We start from the raw sequence: 12274 nt of genomic DNA, 5'->3' as shown, positions 1-12274 counted from the left end.
CGGCGCGTAGGATTGCTTGTTGCCAGCGGCATCGGCAAGCGGCTCAGCCGTGCCAACTGCGGCCTTGGCTGGCGAGCAGGCTGTGGGCCTGGTCCGGGCCATGGGAGCCCGCCGGGTACGGCCGCGGTGCCTGGAAGTGTTCCTGCCAGCCGGTGATGATCGGATCGATCCAGGCCCAGGCCGCCTCCACCTCGTCGCGGCGCATGAATAGCGTCGAATCGCCCTCCAGCACATCCAGCAACAACCGCTCATAGGCGTCCCAGCGGCGGGTCTGACCGAACACCTGGGCCAGGTTCAGGTTCAGTTCCACCGGCTCCAGGCGCATGCCTTTGCCGGGGGTCTTGGTCATCATCTGCAGGCTGATGCGCTCGTCCGGCTGCAATTGGATCAGCAACTGGTTGGCCTGGTCGCCGTCGAACAGCCGGTGCGGCACCGGCTTGAACTGGATGACGATCTGCGACGATTTTTTCGCCAGCCGCTTGCCGGTGCGCAGGTAGAACGGCACGCCGGCCCAGCGCCAGTTGTTGATGTGCGCTTCAACGGCGACGTAGGTCTCGGTATCGCTGTCGTTGTCGACATCTTTCTCGAAATAGTAGGCCGGTACTTCCTGGCCGCCGATCTTGCCGGCGCTGTATTGGCCGCGCACGGTCTTGTCCTGCACGTCCTGGCCGGTGATTGGTTTGAGCGCGCGCAGGATCTTCACTTTCTCATCGCGTACCGCCTCGGCTTCGAACTGCGCCGGCGGCTCCATCGCCACCAGGCAGAGCAGTTGCAACAAGTGGTTTTGCAGCATGTCGCGGGTGGCGCCGGCCCGTTCGTAGTAGCCGCCACGGTTCTCTACGCCGAGGGTTTCGCACACGCTGATCTGCACGTGATCGACCTGGTTGGAGCGCCACACCGGTTCGAGCAGGGCGTTGGCAAAGCGCAGCGCCATGAGGTTCTGCACGGTTTCCTTGCCCAGGTAGTGGTCGATGCGGAACACCTGGGATTCGTCGAATACGGCGCCGATGGCGCTGTTGATTGCCGTCGCTGATTCCAGCGAGTGGCCGATGGGCTTTTCCAGCACGATGCGCGCTTCGCTGTCGATCAACCCGGCCACGTGCAGGTAGGTGGCGATGGGTACGAACAGGTTGGGCGCGGTCGCCAGGTAGTAGACCCGGGTCAGCCCGCCCGGCTCGCCGAGAAAGCGTGCCAGGCGGCCGAAGTCGGCGCTCTGCGAGGCATCCATGGGGAAGTAGTCGAGGCGCGTGGAGAAGCGGCCCCAGGTGTCGTCGTCGAAGTCGCTGCGGGCAATCTGCGCCCGGCAACGGCGTTCGGCGAGTTGCAGGAAGGCGTTGCGCGGCAAATTTCGTCGGGCCAGCGCGACGATGCGCACGGCGGTGTGCAGACGACCTTCGCGATACAGATGGTAGAGCGCCGGAAGCAGTTTGTTGAGGGCCAGATCACCGGTTCCGCCGAAGACCAGAATGTCGCACGGGATAGTCAATACCACCACTCTCCTAGTTCGTTTAGCTGGGCGGGTCGCTGGTCATGTAGTATAACTACAAGAAAGCTACAACCCGGTCAGCCGATCATAACCGAGTCCTGCCCTTGAATCTGTTGCAACACATCGCCCAGTCGCGCCATCTGCTACGCAAGTCGGAACTGAAGGTTGCCGACCACGTACTGCTTGATCCTGCGGCTGTCATGCATAGTTCCATGGCCGACCTGGCGCACAGCGTCGGGATCAGCGAGCCGACCATCGTGCGTTTCTGCCGGGCCATTGGTTGCTCGGGTTTCCAGGACCTCAAGCTCAAGCTCGCGCAAAGCCTGGCCGCCGGTGCCAGCTTTGGCCAGTTCGCTATTCATGAAGACGATTCGGTTGCCGATTACAGCCTGAAGATCTTCGACACCACCCTGCACACCTTGATGGAAGTGCGCGAGCACCTCGATGCGCAGGCGTTGCAGCGTGCGGTCACGGCCATGGCCCAGGCGCAGCGGGTCGAGTTCTATGGCTTTGGTGCTTCCGGGGCGGTGGCGGCGGATGCCCAGCACAAGTTCTTCCGTTTGCTGCTTACCGCAGCGGCGTATTCCGACCCGCACATGCAGGCGATGTCGGCGGTAACGCTCAAGCCGGGCGATGTGGCCATCTGCATTTCCCAGTCGGGTCGTTCGAAAGACCTGCTGATCACTGCCAACCTGGTGCGGGAAAGCGGCGCGACGCTGATCACCTTGTGCCCAAGCCAGACCCCGCTGGCAGAGCTGTCGACCGTGAACCTCGCCATCGACGTGCACGAAGATACCGAAATCTACACCCCGCTGACTTCGCGTATTGCCCACCTGGTGGTCATCGACGTATTGGCGATGGGCGTGGCCATGGCCCGCGGCCCGAGCCTGGTCAACCACCTCAAGAGCGTCAAACGCAGCTTGCGCAGCCTGCGCCTGTCGCCAAAGTCGATCAAGGCGATGGATGACTGAAGGTGCTGTTTAGAGCGAGTTCTTCTTTCGCTTGCAGAGGAACTTGACTTCTTTGCCTCTGGGTAAAGAAAACCCATGGGTGAGACTCATTAAGAGCGAATACCAGCCGATTATGGTGATGCTTTTTTTTCCTACCAGCGGCAAAGTTCCTGTTTCCAGAAAATTCCAGTGTATGTAAAAGAAGCATAGATTGTATGCTACAGAAATGAGGAATTGAGAAAACTTTAAGTCGGCTCCTGACCAATGACAGCGCATCCATAGTGCAGGTATTAAAAACAACGTACTGAGCAATATGAATACGAGGTAAAAAAAGATCTCACCCATTGAATTATTCCTTCTTCCACTCACTGTGCATGCCATCGATTGTTATGGCGTCCGCGGCGCGCTCGGTGATGATTGCAGCGGGGGGCGTAACTTTCCATGCTCGAATGTAGTCTGTTTCAATATAGCGAAACAGTCGCCATGCATCTTCTCGTAAGACCCATCTGCTTGCGCCATAAATCGACATTCCAATGTCTACGGTTCCATAAACAAGATTTCCTTCTCGCTCAGTTTCACCAAGAGCTTTAGCTACCGCCTGATAGGCTTGCCTAACTGGGCCCTGCACAGATGGATCGCCTGTCCATAGCTGAGCGGAGTTCTCATAAATATTATTTGCGCCATGAAGAACTAAGGGGACGCTTGCAAAGAGGCAGAGGGTGCCGAGGGATACTCCACAAATACCTGCACCTAAAGCCACTTGCCCTGCACCCGCAGCGATGCCAATACCTTTTTGCGCAATATACTTTCCCTGCCTTATCAGGTACTCGTACTCTTTTAGAAGCGCATCCATTCCTTGCTTTAGATCTTTTTGACCATCCTCAACCTGCAGTAGAATTTTTTTTGTATAATTGGCGACCTCACGGGAGAACTGAAGCCTAATTGTTGGGTCTTTCAGGTAGCGGGCGCCTAGTGTGCATGACTGATTTATCAGTTTGTTGGCGCAGCTATTTAAATCCCATATGTCAATACCCTCGCCAGTTGGCATCCGGCTCATATGTCCTCTCCCCAAAAACTGTAACCACTAGTTTTTGCGATATGGTGAGTCCAGGTGATAGTGCCGTAACGAAGGGTGATAACTTCTTGGGGTTCTGCGTCGACCTGCAGCACTGAATGAGGTGACTCTGTCGTCAAGCAGGCAACTTGCCCTTCACTGATTTTTATTGTGTAGTACTTTTCATGTGCACCTTGAGGGGAGGTTCTGTAGAAATTAATCTCACATTTAATCTCTTCACGCCTCGTCAGAGCCTCTGCTAAAAGGGGGGAAGATTTATCAATATACTTGGTGATCGCAATCGGAGTATGTGTAGCGTGCTTGATATTGCCGATATTCTCCATGCTGTGCGCGTAAGACAGCACCATGATTTCATCAAAATGATCGTCCTGACACTTGTTGCCAATAGAGTCTTGGCTGGAGCACCCTGCGGAGATCAAACCCATGGTCTTGCCGGTAATCGTCATATAGCTATGATTTGCCACGTGAACCTCTTCCTTTATGAGTAGAGGCTCAATCTAAGTAGCAAATGCCTGACGTGTATGTAGTCCGTTTCCGAAAATCACATCACGGGCTTTAAGGTTCCCGCCAGGCCAAGGTTTCACCATTCTGTCACCCCCGCGCCGCCAAACCGTAACTCACCCCGGTCACGCTGAAGCTCCACTCGATCAGGGAGATATGCAATGGCTCGTGAATTCGATGGCTCGTACCAACCCAACGCCAAATCCCGCAAGCAAGCGGAGAAAGACCAGCGCCGCATGGAGTTTCGCCGTGCGATCGAAAGCTATTCCGAGCAACGTCGGCTGCTTCAGGAACTAGCCGATTACCCCGACCTGCAAAACGTCAACGTATGGCAGGTATCGGCGGCAGAACCCCAGAGAAACGCTCAACAAGCCCGCTGATCTGCGCACGTTCGCTGCGGATAAACGCCAGGAACGCCAAGGCCACCGGCGACTGCCGCTTGGCCTTGGACTGCACCACGCACCAGCTGCGGTATAGCGGCAGTTCTTCCACCGGCAACTCGCGCAGCACGCCGGTGGCCAGCTCCATGTTCAGCGCATGCCGGGTCAGCAAGGCCAGACCCAAACCGGCAATCACGCACTCGCGCTGGGCGTCGGCAGACGCCACTTCCAGGGTCTGGGTGAAGTGCACACGCTTTTCCTTGAAGTACTCTTCACAGGCCTTGCGCGTGCCGGAACCCTGTTCGCGCACCAGCAGGGTGTGCGGCTCCAGGTCTTGCAGGCGCAAGCTGTCGAGCTTGCACAGTGGGTGATCCGGCGGCGCTACGGCGACAATCGGGTTGTTCAGAAACGGCAGAAACTCCAGGCCCATGTCCTGCGGCACCATGGACATGATGATCAGGTCGTCGCGGTTGTCGGAAAGCCGGCGAATGGCCTGGGCGCGGTTGACCACGGTGAGGGTCAGGTTGACCTCCGGGTGGAGCTTCTTGAACGCGGCGAACAGGTGCGGGACGAAATACTTCGCGCTCGACTCCACCGCCAGCTTCAATTGCCCCTGCAGCGAGCCCTGCAGGTCGGAGAGCTGCATGTCGAGGCTCTCCAGGCGCCCGAAGATGTCACGGCTGGCGCGCTGCAAGGCTTCGGCGGCCTCAGTCAGGTAGAGTTTCTTGCCGACGTACTCGAACAACGGCTGACCGACCAGTTCTTCCAGCTGGCGGATCTGTAGACTAACGGCGGGTTGCGTCAGCGCCATCTCCTCCGCCGCCCGGCTGTAGGAGCGCAAATCACACACTTCATTGAAGATCTGCAATTGACGCAATGTCATACGCATCAATGACTTACGCATTTTTTCCCCGAGTCCGGCAATACCTTGTAACGGCACTATAAGCTTTTGCTAATGCTGCCCCTAACAAATATTGATTTTTGTTTATTCACTGGCGGCGCTAAGTTGATTGTGCGACTGGCCAGCGACGTCTGGTCACGCGCCGACCGGCTTTGCCGGATCGTCTGTTCCAACGGCTTTGGGAAGACTCCAGTGATAAAAAAAATCCTGATCGCCAACCGGGGTGAAATTGCAGTTCGGATCGTGCGTGCCTGCGCCGAGATGGGCATTCGCTCGGTAGCGATCTATTCCGACGCCGACCGCCATGCCTTGCACGTCAAGCGTGCCGACGAGGCCCACAGCATTGGTGCCGAGCCGCTGGCCGGTTACCTGAACCCGCGCAAGCTGGTGAACCTGGCGGTGGAAACCGGTTGCGATGCGTTGCACCCAGGCTACGGTTTCCTTTCGGAAAACGCCGAGCTGGCGGACATCTGCGCCGAGCGCGGGATCAAGTTCATCGGCCCGGCTGCCGACGTGATCCGCCGCATGGGCGACAAGACCGAAGCGCGCCGCAGCATGATCAAGGCCGGTGTGCCGGTAACCCCCGGTACCGAAGGCAACGTTGCCGACATTCATGAAGCGCTGGTGGAGGGCGACCGCATCGGTTACCCGGTCATGCTCAAGGCCACCTCCGGTGGTGGCGGGCGCGGCATTCGCCGCTGCAACAGCCGTGAAGAACTGGAACAGGCGTTCCCCCGGGTGATTTCCGAGGCCACCAAAGCGTTCGGCTCGGCGGAAGTCTTCCTGGAAAAATGCATCGTCAATCCAAAGCATATCGAGGCCCAGATCCTCGGCGACAGTTTCGGCAATGTCGTGCACCTGTTCGAGCGCGATTGCTCGATCCAGCGGCGTAACCAGAAACTCATCGAAATTGCCCCCAGCCCGCAACTGACCCCGGAACAGCGCGCCTACATCGGCGACCTGTCGGTGCGCGCAGCCAAGGCGGTGGGCTACGAGAACGCCGGCACCGTGGAGTTCCTGCTCGCCGATGGCGAGGTGTACTTCATGGAAATGAACACCCGGGTGCAGGTGGAACACACCATCACCGAAGAAATCACCGGCATCGACATCGTCCGCGAACAGATCCGCATCGCCTCGGGCCTGCCGCTTTCGGTTAAACAGGAAGACATCCAGCACCGTGGCTTCGCGCTGCAGTTCCGGATCAACGCCGAAGACCCGAAAAACAACTTCCTGCCCAGCTTCGGCAAGATCACCCGCTACTACGCGCCCGGCGGCCCCGGCGTGCGTACCGACACGGCGATCTACACCGGCTACACCATTCCACCGTTCTACGATTCGATGTGCCTGAAACTGGTGGTCTGGGCGTTGACCTGGGAAGAAGCCATGGACCGCGGCCTGCGGGCCCTGGACGACATGCGGGTGCAAGGCGTGAAGACCACCGCGGCGTACTACCAGGAAATCCTGCGCAATCCGGAATTCCGCAGTGGCCAGTTCAACACCAGCTTCGTGGAAAGCCATCCGGAACTGACCAACTACTCGATCAAGCGCAAACCCGAAGAGCTGGCCCTGGCCATCGCTGCCGCCATTGCCGCCCACGCAGGCCTGTGAGGAACCCATAATGTCCAAGAAAATTTTCGTAACCGACACAATCCTGCGCGACGCCCACCAGTCCCTGCTGGCCACCCGCATGCGGACCGAAGACATGCTGCCGATCTGCGACAAGCTCGACAAGGTCGGTTACTGGTCGCTGGAAGTCTGGGGCGGGGCGACCTTCGACGCCTGCGTGCGCTTCCTCAAGGAAGACCCGTGGGAGCGTCTGCGCAAGCTGCGCGCGGCACTGCCCAACACTCGCCTGCAGATGCTTCTGCGCGGGCAGAACCTGCTCGGCTACCGCCACTACAGCGACGACGTGGTCAAGGCCTTCGTCGCCAAGGCCGCCGTCAACGGCATCGACGTGTTCCGTATCTTCGACGCGATGAACGACGTGCGTAACCTGCGCGTGGCCATCGAAGCGGTAAAAGCGGCCGGCAAGCACGCCCAGGGCACCATTGCCTACACCACCAGCCCGGTGCACACCATCGACGCCTTCGTCGCCCAGGCCAAGCAGATGGAAGCCATGGGCTGCGACTCGGTGGCGATCAAGGACATGGCCGGCCTGTTGACCCCGTTCGCTACCGGCGAGTTGGTCAAGGCGCTGAAGGCCGAGCAGTCGCTGCCAGTGTTCATCCATTCCCACGACACCGCCGGCCTGGCCGCGATGTGTCAGCTGAAGGCGGTCGAGAACGGTGCCGATCATATCGACACGGCCATCTCCAGCTTCGCCTGGGGCACCAGCCACCCGGGCACCGAGTCGATGGTCGCCGCCCTCAAGGGCAGCGAATTCGACACCGGCCTGGACCTGCAACTGTTGCAGGAAATTGGCTTGTACTTCTACGCCGTGCGTAAGAAATATCACCAGTTCGAAAGCGAGTTCACCGCGGTCGATACCCGCGTGCAGGTGAATCAGGTACCGGGCGGGATGATTTCCAACCTGGCCAACCAGCTCAAGGAGCAGGGCGCGCTGAACCGCATGAACGAAGTGCTGGCGGAGATCCCGCGGGTGCGCGAAGACCTCGGCTTCCCGCCGCTGGTCACGCCGACCTCGCAGATCGTCGGCACCCAGGCGTTCTTCAACGTGCTGGCTGGCGAGCGCTACAAAACCATCACCAACGAGGTGAAGCTGTACCTGCAAGGTGGTTACGGCAAGGCGCCGGGGGTGGTCAACGAGCAGCTGCGCCGTCAGGCCATCGGCAGCGAAGAGGTGATCGACGTACGCCCGGCCGACCTGCTCAAGCCGGAAATGACCAAGCTGCGGGCCGACATCGGCAACCTGGCCAAGTCGGAAGAAGACGTACTGACCTTCGCCATGTTCCCGGACATCGGGCGCAAGTTCCTCGAAGACCGTGAAGCCGGCACGTTGACGCCGGAAGTGCTGCTGCCGATCCCGGAAGCGGGCGCGGTGGCGTCGGCCGGTGGCGAGGGTGTGCCGACCGAGTTCGTTATCGACGTGCACGGTGAGACTTACCGTGTAGACATCACCGGTGTCGGGGTGAAAGCCGAAGGCAAGCGGCACTTCTACCTGTCGATCGACGGCATGCCGGAAGAGGTGGTGTTCGAGCCGCTCAACGAATTCGTCGGCGGTGGCAGCAGCAAGCGCAAACAGGCCAGCGAGCCGGGCCATGTCAGCACCACCATGCCGGGCAATATCGTTGAAGTGCTGGTCAAGGAAGGTGACAGGGTCAAGGCCGGTCAGCCGGTGCTGATCACCGAAGCGATGAAGATGGAGACCGAAGTGCAGGCAGCGCTCGCCGGCAAGGTCACCGCGATTCATGTGGCCAAGGGCGACCGGGTGAACCCGGGCGAGATCCTGATCGAGATCGAAGGCTGAGCAAAGCCTTCATCTACAAGCGGTTAACCTCCGGGGAGCAAATGCTCCCCCTTTTTTTGCGAGCGCTTCGCCGGACACGCACGCTTGCGCAGAGGCATAGTGCGTCCCCCTGTGGGAGTGGGCTTGGCCCGCGATGCTGTTAGCGCTGCCGACACGCCTCCAGCGTCCGCACCTGCCCACTCGGCGGCTGATTCTCCGCACTCAGCCAGCGCTCGAACCCCGCCGCAATCGCCGGCCACTCGTCATCAGTGATCGAGAACCACGCGGTATCGCGGTTACGGTCCTTCACCACCATGTGCTTGCGGAACACCCCCTCGTAACTGAAGCCAAACCGCAGCGCGGCACGCTTGGAGCGGGCGTTGTCGTTGTTGCACTTCCACTCCAGGCGCCGGTTGCCCAGCTCGAACGCCAGCTTGCCGAGCAGGTAGATCGCCTCGCTGCCCTTGGGTGTACGCTGCATTGCCGCCCCGAAGGCAATGTGGCCAATCTCGATCCGGCCCTGTTCCGGCACAATCGACATCAGGCTGAGAATGCCCTGGGTCTGCCCGCTGGCCAGGTCGATCACGCTATAGAACAGCGGGTCGCTGCTGGCCGCATTGCTGTCGAGCCAGTGATCGAAATCTTCGCGTTCGCTGAACGGCCCGTAAGCCAGGTAATCCCACAACGCCGGATCCGCCTCCGGGCCCTGGTAAACCTCCCAGAGGTGTTCGCGGTCACGGCGCGGGTCGAGCTTTTCCAGGCGGATGAAACGTCCGCTCAGCGGCGTCGCGCGCGGCGCCTTGGCCGGGCGCCAGTTCAAGGGGCTACTGCTCATGCTCGATTCCTCGGGTTACAGGCCTTTGCGGAATTGAATAAAGCCGGGACGCTCGGCCACCTGCTCGTATAGGCCGATGGCCGTGGCATTGGTTTCGTGGGTCAGCCAGTGCACCTTGGCGCAGTCGTCCTGCTTGGCGCTAGCGTAGACGAACTCGATCAGCTGGCGGCCAACCCCCAGCCCACGCTGCTCGCTGGTCACATACAGGTCTTGCAGGTAGCAGGCGTTCTGCACCGACCAGTTGCTGCGGTGGTAGATGAAATTGACCATGCCCACCGCCTTGCCCTCGACCCAGGCCAGCGCCGAGTGGGTCGGCTCGCTCGGGTCGAGCAGGCGCTGCCAGGTCGACGCGCTTACTTCGTCGGCGAGAGTGGTTTCATAGAAGCGCAGATAGGCTTGCCACAGCGGCAGCCAGGCAGCGTGGTCGGCGGCGGTCACCGGGCGGATCGAAACGCTAGACATGGGAGCTTCCTTCAAGGTTGGCGCATCAGGGCGGCCAGTTGGTTATCCAGGGGGTCGGGGCTGTTCGCCAGGCCCGTGCGCACGCCATCGTGGTCGACGGCCGAGCGGTTCTGACTGAGTTTGCGCGAGCCTTCCAGGCGCTCGATGGGCAGGGCAAAGCCGACGATGGCCTTGAGCATGCCGTCAATATAGTCGGCCGGCGCGTCGGCCACCGACCAGGGCTTGGCCCGGCCTTGTTCATGGCGATCGGTGAGGCGGCTGACGATGTCGAGCAGGCCTGGCGCCTCGTCTATCACCTCGGCCTTGCCGTAGGCGTGCACGGCCACGTAGTTCCAGGTGGGGACGGTACGCGGGTTGTCCAGCTTGCTCGGGTAATAACCGGGGCTGACATAGGCGTCGGCCGGCGTAAACACCAGCAGCGCCTCGCCACCTTCGGCGAGCACCTGCCATTGCCGATTGGCCCGTGCCAGATGGCCATAGAGCGTACCCTTCGGGCCTTGCTGCGGATCCAGCAGCACCGGCAGGTGGGTCGCCTGCAAGCCGTGCACGCCATGCGTGACCAGAATGGCCAGGCGGGTTTGGCCGATATGGTCGTGCAGGCACTGAAGGTCTTCTTCGCGATTGGCGGCGGCGATGTGCATGGTCGGAGGGTCCTTGTCGAATGGCCCTATCCTAGGCAGGCTATTGGTTCGTGTTAAGAGCCATTTCCTGGCGATTTTGTAGGTCCAATTCCATGAGCGAAAGTCCGTTAACCCTGTCTTTCGACCCGACCGGCATCGTCCTCGATCGTCGCCAGGGCTTGAGCCGTCAGCTGTACCAGGCGTTGCGCCTGCGGGTGCTGGACGGGCGCCTGAGCAGTGGCACGCGGCTACCGGCCAGCCGCGACCTGGCCGCCGCGCTGGCGCTGTCGCGCAACAGCGTGGTGCGTGCCTACGATCAACTGTACGCCGAAGGCTTTATCGAAAGCCGGGTTGGCGACGGCACCTATGTGAGCCAGTTGCCAAAACTATCCACAAAACTGTCCACAGGGTTATCCCTGGGTTTTTCCACAGGGTTATCCACAAAATCGCTAGAGGATACTGAGGATTCATCCAGTAAACTTATCCACAATGGCCCGTTGAAGCGCTTGCAGAACCACCATTTACCGCCCCCCAAGAGCGGTCCGCCGCGGGCTTTTCGGGTTGGCATACCGGCGTTCGACCTGTTCCCGTTCGAGGTCTGGGCCAAGCTGCAGGCGGCTTTCTGGCGCAATCCGGAACCGGCCGCGCTCGGTTATGGTGACCCGGCGGGCGAGCCGCAGTTGCGCGAACTGATCGCCACCTATTTGCGTCGCTCGCGCGGCCTTTCCTGCACGGCTGAACAAATTGTGATCACCAGTGGTGCACAGCAGGCCATCAGCCTTTGTGCACAGCTGCTGCTGGAGGCGGGCGAGCGCGTGGCTGTGGAAAACCCGGGGTATCGGGCGGCGGGCAATGCCTTCGCCCTTACCGGGGCGAGCGTGCACGGGATTGCTGTGGATAACGACGGGCTCGACTGTGCAGCGCTGAATGCGCTGGCCGATTGCCGGCTGGCCTATGTGACGCCTGCGCATCAATACCCTACCGGGGTGACCATGAGCCTGGCGCGCCGGCTGGAGCTGCTGGCCTGGGCCGAGCGCAATGGCAGCTGGATCGTCGAGGACGATTACGACGGCGAGTACCGTTACAGCGGTGCACCGTTGGCGCCGTTGGCGGCGCTGGATCGTAGGGGGCGGGTGCTGTACGTGGGCACGTTCGGCAAGATCGCCTTTCCGGCCTTGCGTTTGGGCTATCTGGTACTGCCACGGCAGCTGGTGCAGCCGTTTGCGCAGTGCCGGGCGCTGGCGGTGCGGCATTCGGAAGTGGGCACGCAGGCGGTGATGGCGCGGTTCATGGCTCAGGGCCATTTCCAGCGGCATATCCGCCGCATGCGCCGCGCGGCGTTGAGCCGGCGCAATGCCCTGCAGGCGGGCTGGCCTGTGGATATTCCGGGGTTGGGCAGCATGCCGGAGGTGTCGGCGGGGCTGCATGTGAAGGTCGATGTGGATAACCTGGCGCGGGAACAGGTGCTGATCGCGCAGGCCGAAGCGGTGGGGGTGGAGTTGAATGCGCTGAGCGACTACTGGCTGCCCGGCTCGGTGCCGCAGGCCGGGTTGGTGCTCGGCTTTGCGGCGGTGCCGGAGGCTGATATAGCGGACGCGCTGGGGCGCTTGCGCCAGGCCTGGAAGCAGCGCTGAGCCCCTGTAACAGCCACCTCCTTT

Annotated in this window: 12 protein-coding genes; 5 read left to right on the top strand and 7 right to left on the bottom strand. The window is 60.7% G+C overall.

The window, feature by feature from the left end; all coding sequences use genetic code 11:
- Positions 1–43: 43 nt before the first annotated feature.
- Positions 44–1486, bottom strand: a complete 1443-nt coding sequence (gene zwf / locus DCO48_RS14140) for a glucose-6-phosphate dehydrogenase (protein WP_116551289.1) — start codon at positions 1484–1486, stop codon at positions 44–46.
- 104 nt (positions 1487–1590) lie between these two features.
- Here zwf and hexR point away from each other — a divergent pair, with 104 nt between their 5' ends.
- The gene (hexR, locus tag DCO48_RS14135; protein WP_116551232.1) at positions 1591–2457 is read left to right on the top strand and encodes a transcriptional regulator HexR; all 867 of its coding nucleotides are present in this window, start codon (positions 1591–1593) and stop codon (positions 2455–2457) included.
- A 328-nt stretch (positions 2458–2785) separates the two neighbouring features.
- Here the strand turns inward: hexR and DCO48_RS14125 are convergent, their stop codons facing one another.
- Together DCO48_RS14125 and DCO48_RS14120 are read right to left on the bottom strand one after the other, a co-directional pair.
- Positions 2786–3493: a DUF4225 domain-containing protein gene (locus DCO48_RS14125; protein ID WP_116551230.1), complete on the bottom strand. Its 708-nt coding sequence runs from the start codon at positions 3491–3493 to the stop codon at positions 2786–2788.
- A complete protein-coding gene (locus tag DCO48_RS14120) occupies positions 3490–3975 on the bottom strand; it encodes an Hcp family type VI secretion system effector (protein WP_116551229.1) in 486 nt (161 codons plus the stop codon). The genes DCO48_RS14125 and DCO48_RS14120 overlap by 4 nt, the downstream gene beginning before the upstream one ends.
- Positions 3976–4173: 198 nt before the next feature.
- Between DCO48_RS14120 and DCO48_RS14115 the strand changes: the two genes are divergently transcribed.
- Entirely contained in the window at positions 4174–4392 is a 219-nt protein-coding gene (locus DCO48_RS14115) for a PA3496 family putative envelope integrity protein (protein WP_116551228.1), read from the top strand.
- On the opposite strand, the gene DCO48_RS14110 is transcribed toward DCO48_RS14115, so the two are convergent.
- Complete coding sequence (locus DCO48_RS14110) at positions 4334–5281, bottom strand: LysR family transcriptional regulator (RefSeq protein WP_165840775.1); 948 nt, start codon at positions 5279–5281, stop codon at positions 4334–4336. The genes DCO48_RS14115 and DCO48_RS14110 overlap by 59 nt on opposite strands.
- 204 nt (positions 5282–5485) lie before the next feature.
- Between DCO48_RS14110 and DCO48_RS14105 the strand changes: the two genes are divergently transcribed.
- On the top strand, positions 5486–6901 hold the full coding sequence (locus DCO48_RS14105; RefSeq protein ID WP_116551226.1) for an acetyl-CoA carboxylase biotin carboxylase subunit: 1416 nt from the start codon (positions 5486–5488) through the stop codon (positions 6899–6901).
- 10 nt (positions 6902–6911) lie between these two features.
- On the top strand, positions 6912–8720 hold the full coding sequence (gene oadA / locus DCO48_RS14100) for a sodium-extruding oxaloacetate decarboxylase subunit alpha (protein ID WP_116551225.1): 1809 nt from the start codon (positions 6912–6914) through the stop codon (positions 8718–8720).
- A 139-nt stretch (positions 8721–8859) separates the two neighbouring features.
- On the opposite strand, the gene DCO48_RS14095 is transcribed toward oadA, so the two are convergent.
- Genes DCO48_RS14095 through DCO48_RS14085 form a run of 3 tightly spaced genes read right to left on the bottom strand, consistent with a single transcriptional unit; the run spans position 8860 to position 10637 of the window.
- Positions 8860–9534, bottom strand: coding sequence for a GNAT family N-acetyltransferase (locus DCO48_RS14095; RefSeq protein ID WP_116551224.1), 675 nt, complete (start codon positions 9532–9534; stop codon positions 8860–8862).
- 15 nt (positions 9535–9549) lie between these two features.
- Positions 9550–9996 (bottom strand): GNAT family N-acetyltransferase, encoded by a 447-nt coding sequence (locus DCO48_RS14090; protein ID WP_116551223.1) that lies wholly within the window; start codon positions 9994–9996, stop codon positions 9550–9552.
- A gap of 11 nt (positions 9997–10007) precedes the next feature.
- Positions 10008–10637 carry an FMN-binding negative transcriptional regulator gene (locus DCO48_RS14085; RefSeq protein WP_116551222.1) on the bottom strand — a complete coding sequence of 210 codons (630 nt, stop codon included), beginning with the start codon at positions 10635–10637 and terminating at the stop codon, positions 10008–10010.
- Positions 10638–10729: 92 nt separating this feature from the next.
- Here DCO48_RS14085 and DCO48_RS14080 point away from each other — a divergent pair, with 92 nt between their 5' ends.
- Positions 10730–12250, top strand: coding sequence for a PLP-dependent aminotransferase family protein (locus tag DCO48_RS14080; RefSeq protein ID WP_116551221.1), 1521 nt, complete (start codon positions 10730–10732; stop codon positions 12248–12250).
- The last annotated feature ends 24 nt before the right edge of the window (positions 12251–12274 follow it).

Source organism: Pseudomonas sp. SDI (assembly GCF_003105155.1).
In the GTDB taxonomy this organism is placed as follows: Bacteria; Pseudomonadota; Gammaproteobacteria; order Pseudomonadales; family Pseudomonadaceae; genus Aquipseudomonas.
Note: the sequence above shows the minus strand (reverse complement) of the source record. Positions and strands in the feature narration are given on the sequence as shown.